Origin of the sequence: Paenibacillus sp. FSL H7-0357 (assembly GCF_000758525.1) — a bacterium.
Taxonomy (GTDB): Bacteria; Bacillota; Bacilli; order Paenibacillales; family Paenibacillaceae; genus Paenibacillus_AQ.
Genome location: NZ_CP009241.1, coordinates 6,788,432 through 6,808,698, shown reverse-complemented (window position 1 = coordinate 6,808,698; position 20,267 = coordinate 6,788,432). Strand labels below are relative to the sequence as shown.

The 20,267-nt window shown below is 36.8% G+C and carries 15 protein-coding genes; 13 read left to right on the top strand and 2 right to left on the bottom strand.

Going from position 1 to position 20,267, the window contains the following annotated elements:
- The first annotated feature begins 225 nt into the window (after positions 1-225).
- Both H70357_RS30005 and H70357_RS34865 read left to right on the top strand, forming a co-directional pair.
- Positions 226-849, top strand: coding sequence for a hypothetical protein (locus H70357_RS30005; RefSeq protein WP_038596849.1), 624 nt, complete (start codon positions 226-228; stop codon positions 847-849).
- Between the two features lie 288 nt (positions 850-1,137).
- Positions 1,138-2,052 (top strand): HNH endonuclease, encoded by a 915-nt coding sequence (locus H70357_RS34865; RefSeq protein ID WP_063848059.1) that lies wholly within the window; start codon positions 1,138-1,140, stop codon positions 2,050-2,052.
- 142 nt (positions 2,053-2,194) lie between these two features.
- On the opposite strand, the gene H70357_RS29990 is transcribed toward H70357_RS34865, so the two are convergent.
- Complete coding sequence (locus H70357_RS29990) at positions 2,195-2,539, bottom strand: helix-turn-helix domain-containing protein (protein ID WP_038596846.1); 345 nt, start codon at positions 2,537-2,539, stop codon at positions 2,195-2,197.
- A gap of 143 nt (positions 2,540-2,682) precedes the next feature.
- Between H70357_RS29990 and H70357_RS29985 the strand changes: the two genes are divergently transcribed.
- The 10 genes from H70357_RS29985 to H70357_RS29950 all read left to right on the top strand — a co-directional run bounded on the left by H70357_RS29985 (position 2,683) and on the right by H70357_RS29950 (position 17,170).
- Positions 2,683-3,120, top strand: a complete 438-nt coding sequence (locus H70357_RS29985) for a hypothetical protein (protein ID WP_038596844.1) — start codon at positions 2,683-2,685, stop codon at positions 3,118-3,120.
- 3 nt (positions 3,121-3,123) lie between these two features.
- Positions 3,124-5,601 (top strand): AAA family ATPase, encoded by a 2,478-nt coding sequence (locus H70357_RS29980; protein ID WP_052092333.1) that lies wholly within the window; start codon positions 3,124-3,126, stop codon positions 5,599-5,601.
- Between the two features lie 181 nt (positions 5,602-5,782).
- Positions 5,783-5,929, top strand: a complete 147-nt coding sequence (locus tag H70357_RS36150; RefSeq protein WP_156130965.1) for a hypothetical protein — start codon at positions 5,783-5,785, stop codon at positions 5,927-5,929.
- 61 nt (positions 5,930-5,990) lie between these two features.
- Positions 5,991-6,254, top strand: coding sequence for a hypothetical protein (locus tag H70357_RS37245; RefSeq protein WP_442950484.1), 264 nt, complete (start codon positions 5,991-5,993; stop codon positions 6,252-6,254).
- 566 nt (positions 6,255-6,820) lie between these two features.
- Entirely contained in the window at positions 6,821-9,286 is a 2,466-nt protein-coding gene (locus H70357_RS29975; protein ID WP_038596841.1) for an MBL fold metallo-hydrolase, read from the top strand.
- 11 nt (positions 9,287-9,297) lie between these two features.
- Positions 9,298-10,725 carry a hypothetical protein gene (locus tag H70357_RS29970; RefSeq protein WP_038596838.1) on the top strand — a complete coding sequence of 476 codons (1,428 nt, stop codon included), beginning with the start codon at positions 9,298-9,300 and terminating at the stop codon, positions 10,723-10,725.
- Between the two features lie 2 nt (positions 10,726-10,727).
- Positions 10,728-12,530, top strand: coding sequence for an Hsp70 family protein (locus H70357_RS29965; protein ID WP_038596836.1), 1,803 nt, complete (start codon positions 10,728-10,730; stop codon positions 12,528-12,530).
- Positions 12,517-14,229, top strand: coding sequence for a HEAT repeat domain-containing protein (locus H70357_RS29960; protein ID WP_038596833.1), 1,713 nt, complete (start codon positions 12,517-12,519; stop codon positions 14,227-14,229). The genes H70357_RS29965 and H70357_RS29960 overlap by 14 nt, the downstream gene beginning before the upstream one ends.
- A 1-nt stretch (position 14,230) precedes the next feature.
- The gene (locus H70357_RS29955) at positions 14,231-15,616 is read left to right on the top strand and encodes a hypothetical protein (RefSeq protein WP_038596830.1); all 1,386 of its coding nucleotides are present in this window, start codon (positions 14,231-14,233) and stop codon (positions 15,614-15,616) included.
- A gap of 252 nt (positions 15,617-15,868) precedes the next feature.
- A complete protein-coding gene (locus H70357_RS29950) occupies positions 15,869-17,170 on the top strand; it encodes a hypothetical protein (RefSeq protein WP_038596827.1) in 1,302 nt (433 codons plus the stop codon).
- A 221-nt stretch (positions 17,171-17,391) separates the two neighbouring features.
- Here the strand turns inward: H70357_RS29950 and recJ are convergent, their stop codons facing one another.
- Entirely contained in the window at positions 17,392-19,047 is a 1,656-nt protein-coding gene (gene recJ / locus H70357_RS29945) for a single-stranded-DNA-specific exonuclease RecJ (RefSeq protein WP_038596824.1), read from the bottom strand.
- Between the two features lie 530 nt (positions 19,048-19,577).
- Here recJ and H70357_RS29940 point away from each other — a divergent pair.
- The gene (locus H70357_RS29940; protein ID WP_038596821.1) at positions 19,578-20,042 is read left to right on the top strand and encodes a hypothetical protein; all 465 of its coding nucleotides are present in this window, start codon (positions 19,578-19,580) and stop codon (positions 20,040-20,042) included.
- The last annotated feature ends 225 nt before the right edge of the window (positions 20,043-20,267 follow it).

Below are 20,267 nucleotides of genomic sequence, written 5' to 3'. Positions count from 1 at the left end.
CTAATTCTATTGATTTTAATAATAACAAACGCTTTTCTGAATAATGTGAATCTGATCTGAAAGAAATATATATGTAAAGGTAAGAGGCTTCTGCTGTGATATTACTGTCATGACATACGAATTTAATGATACAGGACTTTATTGTCAAGTCTCGAATTATTAATATAGAACAGTTATTCTATTCATATTCATTTAATAGTTCAGGGTTAAGGAGAAGCGATTATTTTGAAAAAAACAATAAATATGAATAGTAAATCTCGAAGTTTTCAATTTGATGCCTATTCTGAGTTGATACATTCAAAACTAATGTTTACAAAAGTGATGAGTCAACAAGATAAGAAGACAGGTGTGTTGTTTCCAATTCCATTTGAAAAGGACCGAATCGATTTCATTAATTCAATTTTTATTAAAGACAAGCATAGATTTATCCAGCTTGCGATGAGAGATATTAATGGCAATAAGTATTTCATTATTGATGATAAAAAACGATTTGATCTCAAGTGGCTGTATCCAAAACAACATATGAATACGTTGAGTTCTAAGGTAGCAGTAAAAAAGGCAAGTCCAATAAATATAGAAAAAAAATTTGCTAATAAGAAGTTGAAGAAAAGTAAGGATAATGACTCTTTAGTAAGTAAAACCAATAACAAAAAAATGAGGCAAAAGCTCAAAGATCCTCAAGCGGTAAAATGGTATATGATGTCAAAGGAGGAGAGGATTAGATTGTCAGGAGATTCTAATCAAAAAATGAAAAAAGTAGCCCCAAAAAAGAGGAATACTGACGTTAAATCCGAAGATGCAATGAATTATCGCGTATCAGGCAGTTTTGGAACTGGTAAGCGTAGATGATGGAGTAGAAAAGGGAATTTTATTGTATTCTCAAATTCTGGAACCTATAGGGAGGAATAGCCTAGTAAAGCATGAATTGATAGAAGTAGGTAATATTTTCTGAAAAACTATTTAACGAATAGGTGAATCTTTACATAAGTTTGGCAAGTAGATTGGCAACAATGAAGTTTAAACCATGAATTACTATGAAAAGTTCTCTGATTTTATGTGATTTTCTAATAAGATCAAAAGAAGTAACAGGCGATATAACGATGTCTAAGTATTAACATTTAGAAGGAGTCAACATTTATGAGATTTTTAAAAGATTTAGGGTTGGTCGCAGGAAAAGTAACTGGGAAAGCAATTGGTGGAACGGTAAGGGTAGTAGGAGAGGTAACAAACAGCCAAACGATTAAAGAAATCGGATATGGGGCTGAACGTGCTACTGCGAAAACGGGGGTTGTTCTTGGTATAATTGCAAGCGGAACTGTAGATGTTGGTGTAGGACTCTACCAGAAGGATGATTATAAAGTTAAGCAAGGGTTCTTCGAGCTTGGAGATGCTGCCTTAAGTACAGCAAAAGATGTCGGTCATGGCGTGGGCTACGTTTATGAAAACGGTAAGAATGTGATAGTTGGTATTAAAAATAGAAATGTGGATCAAGTTAAAAGTGGAGCAAAAAAAATTGGAATGGCTGCGGCGGTTGGTGTTCTTGCTATCGGGGTCTTCGATATTTTAGATGGAGCAGATGGCGTTGCCGATGCCACGGGTTTGGCTGAACCCACAAATAACTTATCTGAAGTTGAGGTATTAGACACCATTAACTCGGATTTAGCAGGTATGGAGCATCCAGTAACAGGTGTGCCATATGAAGTGAAAACAATACAATTGCCTGATGGACAATGGGCAAAAGGAGTTTTTCCTGATTTTAATGAGGTATATGACTATGATCTTCCTGAGAGTTTGTATTTGCAAACCGATGATGTGCAATTTTCTTACCTAAATGATCAATTAGCTAATGAAATTGTGACTAATTCTGAATTAGCAGCTAACTTTAATTCCGAGCAGATTACGCAAATTCAGAATGGAGAAACACCCGAAGGATTCGTTTGGCATCATGCTGAGGAACCAGGTCATATGGAATCAGTAGAGGAAGAAAAACATATGAAATCTGCCCATACAGGTGGGCGCCAAATATGGGGTGGCGGTTCGGAATATCGCTAATTTAACAGTTGAAATTTTGGATTACTGTTTAGAGGGGTGTGTTATTAATATGAGAGGGATAGCTATGGGGATTTATTCCTATAATGAACTATCAAAGCTAAGAATTAGGAAAAAATAAAGTACTTGGCACTCGCCAAGTACTTTATTTTTTCATTTGCTTTAACATCTCCTGTAAGACAGGCTTAATCTTTACAATTGATTGAAGATCCTGCTTGTATAGCATGACGGTAATCTCCCGAATCTCTTTCATTTTTTCACTTTGTTTGGTTTCCTCAGAAAGGGAGTATGTAAAGAATTCGGCTTCACTTACCTCAAGAGCTTTGGCGATTTTTTCCAAAGTTTGAAGCGAAATATTTTTTTGTCCCCGTTCAATACGTCCGACGTAGCTATACGAAGCCCCGATCCGCTCTCCGAGCGCTTCCTGCGTCAATTGTTTCTCTACACGTATTTCTCGAATTCGTAATCCGATCGTTTCTAGTATGTTCATACGTCCCTCCTCTTCTTTGAGTCTAAAGAATAAAGACAGACTCAAAAACGGACTGATAGGAACAAATTTAAATATGGTACCTCATGGGAACAATGTGATAAAATATCTGGGAAACTAAGGGAAAAATTAAAGGGGGTCTATGGGTGGATTGTTACAAACATCAAGGAATGAGTGTGGTTGCACAGTGCCACAACTGTGGGAAAGGGATGTGTTCCGAATGTTCGGAACGATTTACTGTTATGCTTTGCGAAAAATGCCTGCTAGAGAATAATGAACAGGCGAAGAGGAAAGTAATCGTTAGTTTTGTAATTTCCATCATCTTTGCTGTTATTGGCGTATATGTTGGAGTTCACTCAGGAGCATCGGGTGTGGTAGGAGCCATCGGCTATTGTTATCTTGGGCTGAGTGTACCTTGGGGCTACTCGTTCGTTGGAAAGTTTATAACAGCCCCTTACTTTAAAGCCGTCTTGGCCCTGTTTTTAGGCTGGGCAATCGCGCCATTTTCGATTTATCGAAATATTAAGGAACTCATGGTGATTCGAGCCACGAAGCAAGAAATTAGCGCAAATGTGAGTGTGTAAAGTATGGGAAAAGAGATGGATCGTACACTTAACCTATTAAATCGAGTCCTTTTAGGCCTAACTGCTATTTATGCGTTTATGGCTGTACTAGGTGCGTTTTCCAGCGATCCCGCTGTTGATCATGCAGAAGTCGTATTTCTCTGCTATGGCGCCACTGCTTTTTTTCTGTTCTTATCAGGTCTTTCTCTCCAGCGAAAAGTGGCGGAGATTTGTGCCATTATCGCTTATGGTTGTTTTGCTTTTAGTGTTGCTTGTGGCCTCTTTGGTTTGTCGATCGCAGGGCTTGCCGCAGGCATTGCAGTTATCGTTGCAATTATGCGTCAGCGATATCAAAACCTTGACTCCGTCCCTCTTACAGGTTGTATGCTTTCGTATTGGATCGTCATGTATGGTTTCTCGGCTACCCTTGTTGGTAAGGCGCCGTTGATAACTGATGGCTGGGACATCATTTTTTATCCTTTTTATTTTGAGGGAATCAAGCACATTGCGCTAAGCTGGCGAGGACTATTGGTCTTGTTCGGGGGTTGGCTCTTTGCGCGGTTTGTTAACCAAGCGAGAATGACTGCATATCAAGCAACCAAGCAGCCGCAAGCTGAAGTACCTACGCAGGTTTATAAGCTGTCTGCGCGCCTCGTTCAACGTGATTTTGCAGCGTCAGCTCCAGCTCCTGTAGCCGCTGCTGTTCTTGCAGCACCAACACATTCTATCGTTCAGGAACAGCCTGATGAGGAAGAGTACGATGGCGAAGAAGAGTGGATTGAAGATAACCAAGATGAAAACGAAGTCCCTGACAATCGCGAAGAAGTTTTACATACTGCGTTAGCAGCACTCGACGCCATGGTCGGGCTGGCTCCACTCAAGGCAGAGGTCCAAAGCTTTATGAAGCAAATGCAGGGCCATTTGATTACCCAAAGACTGGGTAAGATCGCTTTGACGAAACCGACGTTACATATGATCTTTTCAGGACCCCCAGGTACAGGGAAGACCGAAATGGCGCGTATCATGGTCGATTTGCTATATGGGCTGAATCTGATCGAAGAGCGTGTATTGATCGAAGCGGATCGATCCAGCATTGTCGGAACGCATATCGGTCAGACAGAAGAGAGAATGATTCATTTGTTGGAAGCGGCCTGGGGTGGGGTCTTGTTTATCGACGAGGCGTATGCGCTGGCTAAATCCGACTCGCCAAGTGATTTTGGCCAGGAAGCCATTGATGTGCTCATCAAGGCGATGGAGGATTATCGAGAAGATCTGGTTGTCATTATGGCGGGTTACGCTAGCGATATGGAACGTTTCCTCGATATGAACCAGGGCTTCCGCTCTCGGGTACCGTACACCTTTGCTTTCGCCGATTATACGCCGCATGAGCTATCGCAAATTGCACTGTACATGCTGGAAGCAAAGGGCTATGATTGCAGCTTTATCAAAGATGAAATCCAAGGGATTGTGAATTTCTGCCACCGTAATGGAGCGATTCAAGGGAATGGCCGCTGGGCACGAAACTTTGTAGAACGTATCGTTAAAGAACACAATGTACGCGTGTCAGCGGAAAACACCGATCGGTATGTCGGGAAAATCTTGCCTGACGATCTGCGGCTGGCCGCAGGTATGCCGAGAAATTACGGGGATCAAGAGATCAATCGTGCGGCTATCGGAAAGCGTGAGCTCCGCGAAGAAGCGATGCAAGAGCTTCACGCCATGGTGGGGTTAACTTCGCTTAAAGAACAAGTCCAAAGCATACTCCATCACGTGGAAGTGGAACAAAAACGAATGCAACAAGGGGTGTCGACGGAAACGATCAGCATGCACATGATGTTTTCGGGACCTCCTGGTACAGGTAAAACGACGGTCGCTCGAATCGTTGGAAAATTTCTTAATGGGCTGGGCTTTTTGGCCAACGGCCATGTGGTGGAGACTGATCGCTCAGGCATGATCGGTAAGTATATCGGCCATACCGAGGCAAATGTCAAAGAACTTATTAACAGCGCCAAGGGCGGCGTCCTTTTTATTGATGAAGCCTATGCCCTAGCGCGCTCAGACTCCCAGAATGATTTTGGCAAGGAGGCGATCGATGTTCTTGTCAAAGCGATGGAGGATCACCGAAGTGAACTCGTGGTCATATTAGCAGGATACAGCAAGGAAATGCAAGACTTGCTTTCGGTAAATCCTGGTCTGAGTTCACGAATTCCATTTCGATTTACATTCACGGACTATAGTGCCAGCGAGATCCTAGAAATCGTTAAGCGATCATTTCAGTCCAAGCAGTTTGTGCTCGCGCCTGAAGCCGCATTGGCATTAGAACAGGAAGTTACTGCTCTTTTCGCTCGCCAAGGCGGTATGCTGGAGGGAAATGGCCGTTGGGCGCGAAATTGCGTTGATAAAGTACGGATGGCTCAAAACAATCGTCTTGCATTAACGGGTAGCAGCGATTTAATGTCGATTGGAGCCGAGGATATCTTGGCGGGTTTTCACCAGATGTAATCGAAGAGGAGGAAAACATGTCACTGTTCGAATATTTTACGGCAAAGTTAGCGAAAAAGGGGTTGATCCATCCGAAGTCCTAACCAATCATACCAGTAAATCCATTGCTTATGAATTCGTGAAAACCCCCTTTACAATCCTGAAAACAGTGGTCGTTGGCATTTTAAAGTGGGGATTGTGGGTGTTTAATGAGCTGGTTCCTGCTTGGGTACGTATAGCATTATTTTTTGTGTTTCTGTATTTCCTATACTTTTCCTACCAGCAATTCGTGGCGCACGGCGGCTTCCAGCAGGTCGTGGATGAAGTAGTCCATCAATTGACCCAATGACGGAGGAGGGTTATGAAATTTTGAATCAAATGTTTTATTTAGTTAACCCTTATCTTTGGCTGTGTTCTTTCTTATTTACTTAGAAGACGGAGGCCAAATCAGCGATAACCAGCAGAAATCCATACAAAGAGCTAGCGAAACCGCAAGCCATGTCCTGCTCCTAAAAAACGATGGTACCATATATGTTTACACCTGGGGAGATAATCAAGAGGGGCAGTCGGGAACCCAATTTTGCGGATGTTTTCGTTTTAACTCCAACGAATGCCATTACACCGATAGAATACACTTTCAATCAACAGTTTTGTCCTTTACCGAGATTATTTAGCACATTTTAAGGCGGAGATCCGTTGGGACCTTAGACTGTAGGGCGAATTCTCCTTTCGAATTGATATGGGGGGTGCTCAGACGACAATTCAGACCGAAACTACTTTTCGATTAGAAGGGCATCGACGCCTTTCAGGGATCTGAAGGGATACGATTGCCCTGTTTCATATAGGGAAAAGTATTGAGTTAATTTCCACTGAAATTGCAGATATATCAAAATTTTTGCTTAAGCAATCCCTTATAGAAAGGGCTTTCCCTTAGGAGAGTCCTTTTAAATTTATTTTGAGTAAATCTTTTTTTGAAAATCCACCAAATTGAATAGTAAATGGATAGTGAAAATTAAATAAATTGTCAGAAATTCTTCCTTTTCATAAGTAGATTAATTCGTGGCAAAATATGTATCAATATCCAACAAAATTTGCTATTATTTTATGTAAGTGTCTATAGCCTTATATATGGAAATGGGAAGCGATTTATCTCTAAGTCTTTTATACTATTTTTCAATCCTGGTGCAGTAGTTCATTACATATTAACTATGTCTATATGATTAAAAGAGGGAATGCGACCATGAACACATTAGAAGAGAATTTTGAAAATGCTATTTTCTATGAAAATCGTGGATACCCGTCCGAAGCTAAAAAATATTATGATCGACTATATGAAAAAATGGACAACTTGGACTTAGAAATGACTGAGAGGTTATGCAAGTTCTATGCGTCCATTCAAAAATATCAGGATGCATACCTCCTTGCAAAAATAGGCATTAGGCAATCGGGAGAGTTACGTTTATTTCTTCCGTTGTTTTTCTCCTACTGGAAATATGGGGGACAGTCTACTGAAGACCTCGAATGGTTGCTTAATCAACCAGGTATTGAGCATTTCCCGATGGAAATTATTCAAATGTCAGAGATGTACTTTTCATTAGCCCAATATGAAAAAGCATATTATTTACTATTGGGATTAGCGGGTAACGTAGATAGTGAATTTAGAAATAATACTGGATTTTTAGAACCATATATTGATTATTTAGTTTTGTTAATCGAGCTAGAATATCATTTTAGAAACTTCAATCAAGCCAGGTTTCATTTGAGAAAGCTAATTTACTTGCGAAATATCGAAGTGGGTAAAATCCAGCAGATAACATACTGGGCAATTATACTTGATGAAATTGTAAATCTAGTAAGTCGAAATGACTGGTACGAGATAAGTGGTCCAATATTTGGAGAAGTGAAAGTACTTGCCATCTTTTATAAGGATTTATTACAGAATTCATTAAATACTACTATTGCTTCTAGCATTGAGTTTGGCCATTTTGAGGATTTTTCGTTAGAGGTAAAACGAAAAGGCTCTCTACATATCATATGGAGATTGAGAAAAGATAAAAAGTGGCTTGAACATATTGAGGCTGATTATTTGGCGTATCCAAATGATTTAACATTAGGCATTTTATATGTGAATTATTTAGAAGATAAACATACAGAACTATTACACAAACACTTAGAAGATTTATATGTAAAACATTCAGATAAACGAGAAGTGATTTCTGCCTATTGGAGAACATCAAAAAAAATAGAGTCAAATAAGGAGACGCCACCTCTCGGGGATTGTAAAATCACATTTCTAGGTGGAGGAGAGAAAATTGGGGGCACATCTATACTAATCAACGTCAACGGACACTTCCTATTATTAGATGCAGGCATGCATTTACATGAAGAAAACTACCATGCTGATTATACTCCAATGTTTGAACAAGGAGTTACGTTTGAAAAACTAGATGCGCTACTTCTCACCCACGCTCATTTAGATCATACAGGTTCTGTACCTTATATCTATAACCAATATAACCAGCTGCCGATTTACACTACTGAGGCAACTCGCAGATTAATGAGGATTTTGTTATTGGACGCTGTGAAAGGGAATAAGAAGCATCCTGATGGTTACTCTGAGGATGACGTTCGAGGAGCAATTCTTAGCATAAGAACAATTGAACAAGGGAAGACCTTCACTATTCCATCGCAAAATACAGAATGGAAAGTTACTTATTACCACTCAGGACATATTTTGGGGGCCAGTTCGATTCATTTAGAAATCGATGGAGTCTCGATTCTCTTTACGGGGGATTATTCAATTGATAATCAAAAAACTGTTGAAGGTTTAAAACTTCCCAGAGACTTAAAAGTAGATATATTAATTACTGAATCAACATACGGGTTTCTACCAACGAATGCTAGCATTTCAAGGGATCTTCAAGAGACGATGTTTACAGAATCCATTAGAAAAACAATTAATAACAAAGGAAATATTTTGATCCCAGCATTTGCCGTAGGTAGAGCGCAAGAGATATTAATGATAATTCGGGATGCATTCCAAAAGGAACGCTTTTTGCCATTTAATCTCTTCATTGATGGAAGAGTTATTGATGTATGTAAAGTATATCAAGATATTTTTGATGAAGAAAAGAATGATAAAACTCTTTTTGGAGAAGAAGTTATTTGTGCGAAAGATATTTATGCCAATCAAAAGCTTAGTTCTAGTTTTGATGAATTTTATGAGGACTATTTATCCACAGGTGGGAGTTGTATCGTTGCAAGCTCAGGAATGCTGATGGATCAAAGTGCCTCTGCAAGGTATGCGGAGAAGATGATTGAAGAACCCCAAAACACCATTTCCTTTACAGGATATATGGATGAAGAAAGCCCTGGCAGTCATCTTTTACAGGCTGATAATCGTATAGAGGATCAAACGGTAAAAATTAATGGTGTAACAAAACAGCTTAAGGCTAGTACAGAAACATTTCGATTATCAGCTCATGCAAGTCGAGAGCAAATTCTTAAATTAATCATGGATATCAGCCCTAAACAGGTATTTCTAATGCACGGAGAACATCAAAGATCTTACTTCCCAAACCAGACTATTGTAGATGGTAATATCATCTATCCCACTTTGATTAATTTATTAGCCTACTTAGGAAACGATATGTCAATTGTTCCTGCCTTCAATGGTAAAACTTATTCACTTATAACAGGCAAGTAATAGGAGGAGTTATGAATACGATAGAACGAGTAATAGATTTCTCCCTGAAAAATTATGGCAAGGGAAGCGAAAAGATTCTCGAACTGTTAGCTCAAGAGTTTGGAGAAGAAACAGAAAGTTTATTAAGGAAAGTTTCATTATACAGTTTTGATAAACGCAATAACCTTTATTGGAAGCTACAAATCCTTTGTGAAAAAACAATCTTTGAGAATCCACAAATTGAAAATGAAGATACACTAATTTCTCTCATTAAAACTGAGTGGAATAAATTAGATGAACCTCAAAAATTAACGATGGATTTATGTGCAAACTTTTTGTCACTAACCAAATTAAAATATAATCATGCTAGAAAGGCATTCATCTATATTTGCCAGGGTGATTTAGAGGGAAGTAAGTTATTTATCCCTGATCAGAGAATTTTAACTGAACTCCTAATTCGTTATTTCGTATGTTTCTTAGAAGGAGAAAATGACATTCAAATTCTTTCTTTAGTGGATGAAGTCATTTCTTGGCATTATACGGTGGAAGAAACTAAACCAGCGCAACAATACTTACTAGGTGCTGGTTTTAGATTGAAAAAAGGAAAAAATGGTAGAATGGCAGCGTATAAAAAAATAATTAATGTTGATGGTTTATGCTTTGCAGAAGGACTGGAAAAAATAATTTTGGAATCTTCGAAACATTGCAAACCCTCAGAATTGATGAAGGTCTTTATAGACAATTTGCACGGATATTCTGAACAGGGAATCACTCAAACGGCAAAAAATCTGAAAATAGATAAGGGAATTACTGATTCATTGCCTTATAGCCAAACTTTGATAGGCAATTCTGACGAAACCATAGATCTTATGGGAGCTACGTCTGAACAAGAAACCGTAGAAAAAGATTTAAATCAAGCTTTAAGTTCCATTCATCGTGCTATGGAAAAAATGAAATCTGGCGGTAATCTATTACTCACAGTTCTTGAAGAAGAGTATAGCAATAAATTGGAAATAGCGGAAGATGAACTTAAACGTCTGAATATGGCTTTAGAGCAAGAAAAAGAACGTGTACGTCAAACTGAAGAAAAAGTACTCAGCAATCTATTGAAAGCTTTAGGCGGTAGCAGAGGGGACTATTTGCTTTCTGATTTATTCGAGGAAAGTCAAGGCATCAAGCCGAATAATCCCAATATTAGTACAGGGAGATTAGTGAATCTTTTTTCAAATTTGAATTTAACGATTGGACTTGAAGAATTTAGTAACTTCAAAGAAATAAACGAGATATTTATTGTAACTCGTGCTGAATTAATTAAAAATTATGAAACAAACGGGCCCATTTCATCTGACTCCGACGAAATTAAAGTTAAACTTTTGAAATATGGGTGGATGTTGAATAATCGAATAATAATCCCCCCGTTAGTCACTGAGATGAAATTTAAAGATGGAGAGGAAAATTAAATATGTCAAGATTTGTAGGAATTGATTTAGGAACTACTAATTCAACCGTGAGTGTAGCTCATAGAACGATTAGAAGTGAAATAGAAACAACAACTTTAGAAGTGACACAAACAGATGAACGGGGGGATTCTTTAATTCAAAATATTCTGTTGCCCTCTGTTCTTTATGTAGATCCTCAAAATATACCGTATGTTGGAAAGTTCGCAAAAAAAATGAGTGGGGTTTTTCCGTCTTCTGTTGTAAAAGAAGCCAAACGTGTTATCGGACAGGATAAAGGGTGGATAATTAATGATATCAGAATACGACCAGAAGAGGTTTCTTCATATGTTCTTTCATCCTTAAGAGCACAAGTGAAAGACTTTTATCCAAATGAAGAAATCGACAGCGTGGTAATTACAATCCCTGCAAACTTTGACTTTCAACAACAAAATGCCACCAAGACAGCTGCTATATTAAGCGGATTCAGTGAGGAGGGGATTCATATGATCCCTGAGCCAACGGCTGCCTTAATCGATTTCTTAAATGAAGAAGAAAAGCTAGATCCGACTGACAGGAGAATTGATTTTTCATCAGGTAAGAAGAACTTAATGGTCTTTGATTTGGGAGGCGGAACGTGTGATGTATCTATATTACAAGTTTCTGGACAAGAAGGTGGAAAGCTAGATATACAGGAAATTTCAATTTCTCAATATACTGATCTTGGGGGAATGGACTTTGATACAGAAATTATGAATGAATTATTACGTAGAGTTGTTAAGGAATCAGGACTTTCGGCGAAAGCTATTGCTCAAAAGTTCGGAAGAGATGTGGTAATACAGTTGTTATCCAACCTAACTGATATTGCTGAAAAGGCAAAAATGAAGTTTAGTACCAGCATTGAGTCAAAACTAAGGATAGAAGGAATTGAATATTTCGAGAACAAAGATCAATTCGATAATATTTCTTTCTCAGCAGCACTTCCAGGTACACTTCCTTCAGAGCTTGTAACAACGTTTAAATTAACCAAAAAGGATTATGACACTATAATTAATAAACTATTGTTTGCTGAAGGTAATCAAACCAAAAATATTGAAACGCCAATTCGTAGCGCTCTTGAAAATACAATATTGGGTCCAATGCAACTGGAAGATATTGATGCAGTATTTTTGGTAGGTGGAATGACTTATTACCAAACGATCCAAGAACGCATCTATGACATTTTCAATCGCCGAATTAAGCCGCTCAAATCATCCAACCCAATGACTTCAGTTAGTAGGGGAGCTGCTGTTTATCATTATCGGATTAATGAGATTTCCTTAAAAGGAAATAAAGAATATGTATCGGATAATAAAGACAGACAAAATGTTATTGGAAATACAGTTCCTAATAATATCTATGTTGATATCGTCGGGGGTGATCCAGTTGCTATTCTTGAAAAAGGAACCAAATTACCCTTTGAGCGCATCATTCAAGATAAGTTTATTGTTAATGGTCCGAGAGATATAAAAACGGTGAACGGAATGCAACTGGAACTTTTCTCAGCTCCCTTTGCTAAATCTATACATGTTAAAAAATTGAAATCTGCCATAATCGAATTTAAAAAACCTGTAGAAATAAACTCGAAATTAGTGTTAAAAGTAAGTTGCAACACTGAAAGAGAAGTTGCTGTAAAGGCTTGGCTTGAAAATGATGAAACGGAAGTGATCGACGTGAATATTGGATCACATGAGTTTACGGAAGAAGAAATTAGAGAACTCCAAGAACGTCAGGCAACGTTAAATAAAAACATTCGACAAAGGGAGATGAGACCAGATGTCACTATTTGATCGGATGTCTGATGAAGTGCTAGATAAACTGAATAGCTTGAAAAAGGAGATCTCACCATCAGAGGAATATAGGGAAAAAAATGTATTGAGCGATAAGGAAGAGGAGGAATTAAAGGAAGAGATTTTAAAACAAATTGAAATAGAAGAGCAAGAAAACGAAGCGGAATTTTTAGATTTTATGACAGGGCCAAGTTCTTTAAATGAGAATAAAGGTGTTGTTGAAGTTGAGTATTACGGTAATCTAGGTTACGTAGATATTTCATTTGAAAGCCTTGATGAAAACATTACTGAGTCTGAATATCAGACTATTTTGCAAGCAATTGAAAATATTGCATATCAGACTAACGGAGAATTATGGAAAGAATCTGTAAGAATCATAGAATCCTTTGGAGAGAGGTCAATCATTATTCTATTCAGAGAATGTCGTAAGTTTGACCTATCTGATGATAAAATCAAATCACTTATCATTCAATTGCTTAATCGATTGACGAACAGAAGTTTGAAGGGTAGACGTATTATTAAAGCGATTTTAGAAAAAGCCACTATACGTCAACATATTAATTTCGCAATTTTGGTTGCTGGTTCCATTAGAGATCAAGAGTCTGTTAGTGGATTGCTAAAACGCATGTCAGATCCAGAATATTTCAAGGGAAGCTTAGATGCCTTGTTAAATATAGCGAAGAAAGAGTCTATTCCAGATATTTTCAATGAAATTAATAACCTCGATTTAAGGCGGACTGATTTAATTGAACATGCGATAAAAAATGCTTATAGATTTTCAGAATTTGGAACAAGTGCTGTAAAAGTTATCTTTGAACTTTACATTAAAAATGAAAAATATCCTTTGGGACCGATTTATACAACCGCACTTCGTTCATTTCAGGAAGATGCTATACCGATGCTAAAAAAAGTGTTAAATGAGACAGACGACGATAACTTACTGATTCCTATTTGTCAGACACTAGGCTCACTAAGAATGACTCATTCAACAAATGTATTGGTTCAGGCACTTGAAGAATTTCCAGATAAGAAGCGTGCTATTATTCGTGGTTTGAGTTATACAAGAAGCGAAGGTGTTCTTTCATATGTGTTATCGGAGTTGAAAACCTCCAATGACCTTAAGGTAAAGCAAGAGTGTTTATTGACTATCGGATTTATAGGTAACCGCAATCAAAATGTCCAAGAGCAAATAAAACCTTACTTAAATAACAAAAATTCCATGCTTTATTTAGAGGCTCTTAATTGTATGGTTTCACTTGGGAATGAGGAGTCCTTTTTAAAGTATGTCAGTTTGTTAGTTGAAGGTAGTGAGTTTGAAAAGCGTACATTACAGAGACATGTTGCAAAATTACAACCTTACCAACACAAAAAGTTAGCGGAGAGTTTATTAACTTTATCAGATGAGAAATCTCTGTTTATTATTTGTGGATTACTACAAGCCAATGTACTAAATTCGGATATAGGGCCAATCATAATAAAAAGATTGGATTATGCAAAGCTGCCAGCGCTTCGAATAGAGATTTATAAGTTGATTGGTAAACATGTGAATAAGAAAAAAGAGTTGCTCCCCCAAGAAGTACTTTATGATGCAAAAAGAACTGAAAGTGATGTTCGAGTCGTCCGAGAAATAGATCATATTATTAGCTCAATGAAGAAAGAACAAGGAAGAATAACAATCAATCGAGAGACGAGGGAATAATATGAAAAGAAAAACAGGGTCCTCCGTTAAAAAGAACCCATATATTTCTATGGATGGCCTATATGGTATAAAAGATGAGTTGCTTGATGCTGCTCTGCTCTATCATTTTTCAGATCATGAAATTTCTCAAATCATTTACGGAAATGTTTCTTTGTTAAGAGCTATTAAAATTTCAAAACTTGAGCTGAGTGGTAATAAAGTTGATAGTGTTCTCCTTCGTGAAAAGTTAAGTCAAGTCCTAAGCAATTATTACGAATTATACAATAAATTTGTGAATTCATATTTGAGTTACATGGAAAACACTTTGGATATTATTGCAAATAAAACAGATCGTACAATTGATGAAGTGGTACGAAATATCAAAGGGATTTATGAAAAAAATGTAATCCCAACACATACTACTATTAATATTCTTCGGTTTTATAAAAATGGATTGCATAAACAATTACTCGTTGAATTATTTGTTGATCAACATCCTGAATCGATTTATAAAGAATTAATTTCCAAACAAGTTTTATCTGTCGAGGATAAAAAGCTAAACAAATCACAAGTTAATAACAGTCCCAAAAAAGAAGGTGGGGATTTGAGCCGTAATAATTTTGAGTATTTGCATGATACTTCTGATGATGCTAAAGAGATAGACTTACCAAATGACCCCAGAGAGATCGTTGAAAGTGCAATTCGAATGTTAGAGCATGCATCAGAAATGTATAAAGAAAAAGAGTCAGATGGGGAGTATAAAGATCTCTATGATAACTTGCTAGAAGAACAGAATGAATTAAAAGTGACAATTGAAAACCAGTCCCTAAAATTAAGAGATCTTGAGAAGCTCATAAAATCTAATAATAAACAAATTAAAGGATTTACTTCTGAAATTAATCAATTACAGATGAGTAATACTCGATTAAATCAGAATTATGAGAATCAGTTAAAGGAGCAGGGTAAGATTTCGCAAACTTTAGGCGAGACGAGAAAAGAGCGTGATACATTACAGGCCGAAAATGACACTCTTACCCGCAAAATTAATAATTATGAGAAAGAGACAAATACGCTTCTTATTGAACGGGAATCGATATTCCGTGAGGAATCAAACAAACAACTTCAGTCCTCTCAACTGGATTTACGTCAAGTACAACAAGAACTCGAAGATATTAAGGATAAAATGAATATTGAAAACAGTAATAATTTAAAATTAATGCAGGAATTACAGCAAGCCCTCTCTCAGATAGATAGATTAAATAAGGATTACGAATTGCTTTTATCCGAAAGAGAAGAATTGCTTCGAGTAAAAACCTTATCAGAATCAGGAGTACAAGGGGAAGAGGAAACCAATTTGGATTTTGAATGGTTGGCGAAAGAATTTAATTATGATAATACCCCAACCTAAAAATTTAGCTATTGTTGAGATAAGGTCTTAAATTTCCATAAGTAATCATTGTATAAATTAGTATTTAAAGAAGCACAAAAAACGTAATAAACGTAGTGCTTCTTTTTTTGTTGAAGTGATTAAAAAAATTACATCACTTTTAATTTGTACGGTTTGGTATTTCCTATCGAATGTCACTTTAAATTAAGATAAAGAATATTAATATGAATAGATAGCGGTGTATTACAAAAATCAAAGGAGAAATAAATAAAAATGAAATTAGCTTTTGAGAATTGGTTAGAGACACAATACATTGAGGATGAGGCAAAGGAATTTTTGGAAGAGGCTATTTTATGTTTTAAAGTTTCAGCATACCGTGGTGCTTTTATGTTGTCCTATTTAGCATTTCAGATAATAGTTAAACATCGATTGCTGCGTGCAGAACAGCCAGCTGGTATATCCGATTCAACTTGGACAGAAATACAAGATAATCTTAAATTAATAGATAAATGGGATATAGAAGTGAACGAAGTAATAGCTTTCGATAATGACGTAGAAAAGAAAAAAGTTAAGCCTAAACCTTCGAAACAAGCATTTCTAATATATAGAGATATACGAAACGAAGCAATTTTTTGGAAAAATAAGCGTAATGCGTGCATTCATGCAAAGGATATAATTAGTTATCCTCAAGTAGAAGCTCTATGGATGTTTATACAAAACCATTTAGGGAAGTTTATAGTTGATAGTGGAGTTGAAGGATTTGTTGAAGTAGCAAGGCGTCATTTTGATCCAACATGTGCTGAGTACAGCAATGACTACACTTATTTAGTAGATACGTTACCCAGTGTTGCTCACTTCGATCAGAGTAACGAATTGTTTAAAAAATTATTTCAAAAAATCCCCTTATCTCATTATGAAAACAACAGAGTCACACAATTTTGGATTGATTTATCTGAACATACAGATCCCAATATACAAACAAAACTATTACAATTTCTTGAGAATAACCAGAGAGAGTTCATGAACATAATATCTGTATCTCCTGCAATTATAAGAAAGTTCTCAGGAAACGATGGCTTTTTAAGAGTGTTTTGGAAAAATAACTTTACGAGGTTTTGCAGAATATCAAGAAACTCGAGTGCAGTTTTTGAAATTGTAGAATGGTTGTTTAAAAATAATAAAATTCCACAGGATGAAATCGAGTCCTTTTGGACAAATCTAATTACCGAAGATATCTTTTTATTCATATCTAAATTATCGGATGAAAGTTTATTGATTTTAAAAAAATACAAATTTTTCGAAATATATGAAGGCTATATTCTAGCTGCTTCAAGTGATAAATGGAACTATCAATTTTGGTATGATCAAACAAGTAATTTACCTTTCTACATTAAAAATGCAGAATTAAATTCAGTTGTTGTCAAACATATCAATAAAGTCTTGAATAATGTTAATACCAGCGGAACATTTGGTTCTGCGATAAAAGGTACCTTACAGGAAAATGAATTGCAAAAAAATAAATTTAAGGAACTATGCTCAGAAATGGGCGAAACTTTTTACTATGATTATTTATAAATAATTTAAGGATTAAATTGGAGTTCCTGTTATTCTAATTAGCACATAAAGCCCAGTGGATATTAACTAAGGATTTTGCCCAATCTCGTCTTTATGTTCCTGACCCGTAGGAAAGACTATCTGCCCTGAATTAACTAAGACAGTATAGCGCCATCATCTTAGAGCCGACTTTCTCGGCTCCTATTGTATTTAGTTGTAAGTTTTTTCCTTTTTTTAAATTATTAATGGTTAAAAAACTTGAGATCGTTTACGATAAAATCTTTTCTTGGATAGGAATTTACACTATATAAAAATTCGACTGCTTTACTTTGGGCATTCGGAAACGAAGAAGCTTTGTAGAACGCAAGAGCTTTTTTTCGATGAAAGTGAAGTGAAGCGTGAACTTGGTTTTTGCCGAAAGGCTCCACTCGATAATGACTTGGAATTGCAGAACTGGAATAAAGGGGTTTCTCATTGCCGATGCCAAACGGCTCCATCATCATATGGTGCTCAAAGAGTTCATCATCAAATCTCTGGATAGGGAGTTCATGATGATACATTTTAGAGGGCTGGATGATGGATTGTTTTCGAGCAGCAATTTGAATCGCAGCTGTAAAGGAAGGAAGCTGGTTGAGCTCTAGCGAAAGCCCTGCTGCGGCCTGATGCCCGCCAAAGGTCTTTAGATATTGGCTACAACTTTGAATGGCGTCCACAATAGAAAACGACGTGTTTGAAACCGACCGTGCAGATCCCTTCCCACGATCCGTAAACACGATGGTGGGCTTTTGATATTTCTCTGTAATTTTAGCGGCTAAAATTCCAATCAAGCCTTCATGTAGCTTATCGGCTACAACAATCAGATCTTGACTATGGAGGTGTAGCCTCTGAATGGTCTCATCAACTTGTCTAAATTGGACATCCGTTAGATATTTTCGCTTTTCGTTTAGATCAATCATAAAAATGATCGCATCTTCATGACTTATTTTCTCTGCTAAGAGCTTAACCGCAAAATTAGGATTACCGATGCGCCCAACCGAATTGAATATAGGAGCAATCAGAAAAGAGAGGGTGGAGCTATCAATATTTGAAATCCGTAGAAGCTGAAATAGTTTCTTAAATGGTTCTGAAGGATCGTTATTCATTTTATAGAGCCCTAGTTTCACAAGCGTACGGTTTTCGCCCACAAGCGGCATTAAATCGGCGACCGTCCCCAGGGCTACAAGCTCCAGATACTCCCAGGCATGTTTATACCAATCCAGATCTTTACGCACAGCAAACAGCGCCTGAATAATTTTGAAGGCCACCCCAACTCCGCATAGGTGGGTACAAGGATAGGTGTCATCTTTTCGTTTTGGATTGATAAAAGCATAGCATTTAGGGAGTTCACCCGTGATCTCGTGATGATCCGTTACAATAACATCGATTCCCTTGGCTGCCGCAGCGGCTAAAGCCGCATGCGAATTAGAACCGTTGTCTACTGTGATAATTAGTGAAGGATTCTCTATTGCGATTTTCTCGATAGTTTCTACTGAGAGCCCATAACCCTCGGCGCGGGTGGGGACTATCACTGAAACACTACCTTTTAAATTGCACAGCGCACGATAAAGAAGCGCACTGGATGTCATTCCATCCGCATCATAATCGCCGAAAATACTAATCCGTTCGCCGTTCATAATAGCCCTATAGATTCGATATACGACTGTTCTCATTTCTTTGAACAGAAATGGATCATGGAGATCCGCTAAACTGGGATAAGCATAGGAATAATATAGGTCTTCATTTGTAATCCCACGAGAGAGGAGAATCTTCGTTAAATAAGTGGGAAGTAAGAATTGACGGGAGTAATACTGGATTAATCCCGTAGAAAAGCGTGTATCCTCGTGTAATTTCCACTGCAATTACAACACCTCCACTAAACGGTATTACCATTCAATATTCATAATAAACATGAGAAGAATTTATACAAATTATTCTCTTTTATGACCAATGAATTAACAACTACGAAAATAAGTAATAAATAATATATAAATGTGATACTAGCTGTCCTCTTGTATCAATTGTTGGGAAAGGTAGTATCTATTAATTATAATAATAGATAGCCAAGCGCCCAATCTTCAAAGCGTATGGTATAACCCAGTAATATACTCTATGTAAATATAAGACTTATATTTGAATCGCTTGCTGCAAAAATAACCTGGCGTACAACAACCGAGGATGCTTCAGTAAATATTATTATTTTTCTGAAGTTGGACTTATACCATGTAAAGAGCCTATTCGATAGGCTCTTTATTTTTTTGAAATTGAAAATGTTCAATTGCAGTTTTTATACAGTATTCTATAGAAAAAGAGGTTTTTGGCCTTTTGGATAGAATTGTCTTGTAAAGATGTATATTTTGAGAAATCCTAAAGAAAAGATTGGGGGTTGAAAATGTACATACAGAATATTCGCGATGCTATTTTTAACTTAAGCGATGAAGAAGAAAAGATTTTCCTTAAAAAACTAAGAAATATATTGAAATTCCAATACGGAAAAGACGTGAGACCTAAGACACTTAAAGGTCGTGTTTTGAAATTTGTACACGGTACAAAACCTAATAGTGATTATCTTGAAGCGTATTTACTAACTTTCGATGAAATAAAACAAAATGGAGCTGTAAATGCTCTTCAAGGAGAAAAAATTGATTTCCCACAAACCTGGAGGGATTTACTATTCCTTTCTAGTAATGCTCAACCATTGCCCCCGAATATAATTAAACATTTGGATGAGGAAACAGTTCAGAAAGAGCTGAGAGATATGTTTCATAATTCTGTAATGCACTGCGAAAGCAATAATACAGAACAGTTTTTTCAAAATCTCTATGCCTTTAACTTTTTCCTGAAAATTCATAAATAATCCTCTGTTATAAATAATGTAATCCCTAAATCACAATGGTTTAGGGTTTTTTTGTCTTTATGTGTTTTGGAGATCACATTTTATGGACATAAATGAAATATGAGGTCATTGGCAGGGAATAATATGGACTTTTTTTGAAAATTCATCACCCAAAAAAGAAAAGAAAAGATTATTAAATCGCATTATGATATGTTTTTTGGATAATCTTTAGGTTGGAAAAATATT

Coding starts and splice junctions, on each gene's coding strand:
- H70357_RS34865 (WP_063848059.1), top strand. CDS start 1,138: ATGAGATTTTTAAAAGATTTAGGGTTGGTCGCAGGAAAAGTAACTGGG.
- H70357_RS29990 (WP_038596846.1), bottom strand. CDS start 2,539: ATGAACATACTAGAAACGATCGGATTACGAATTCGAGAAATACGTGTA.
- H70357_RS29980 (WP_052092333.1), top strand. CDS start 3,124: ATGGGAAAAGAGATGGATCGTACACTTAACCTATTAAATCGAGTCCTT.
- H70357_RS29975 (WP_038596841.1), top strand. CDS start 6,821: ATGAACACATTAGAAGAGAATTTTGAAAATGCTATTTTCTATGAAAAT.
- H70357_RS29970 (WP_038596838.1), top strand. CDS start 9,298: ATGAATACGATAGAACGAGTAATAGATTTCTCCCTGAAAAATTATGGC.
- H70357_RS29965 (WP_038596836.1), top strand. CDS start 10,728: ATGTCAAGATTTGTAGGAATTGATTTAGGAACTACTAATTCAACCGTG.
- H70357_RS29960 (WP_038596833.1), top strand. CDS start 12,517: ATGTCACTATTTGATCGGATGTCTGATGAAGTGCTAGATAAACTGAAT.
- H70357_RS29955 (WP_038596830.1), top strand. CDS start 14,231: ATGAAAAGAAAAACAGGGTCCTCCGTTAAAAAGAACCCATATATTTCT.
- H70357_RS29950 (WP_038596827.1), top strand. CDS start 15,869: ATGAAATTAGCTTTTGAGAATTGGTTAGAGACACAATACATTGAGGAT.
- H70357_RS29940 (WP_038596821.1), top strand. CDS start 19,578: ATGTACATACAGAATATTCGCGATGCTATTTTTAACTTAAGCGATGAA.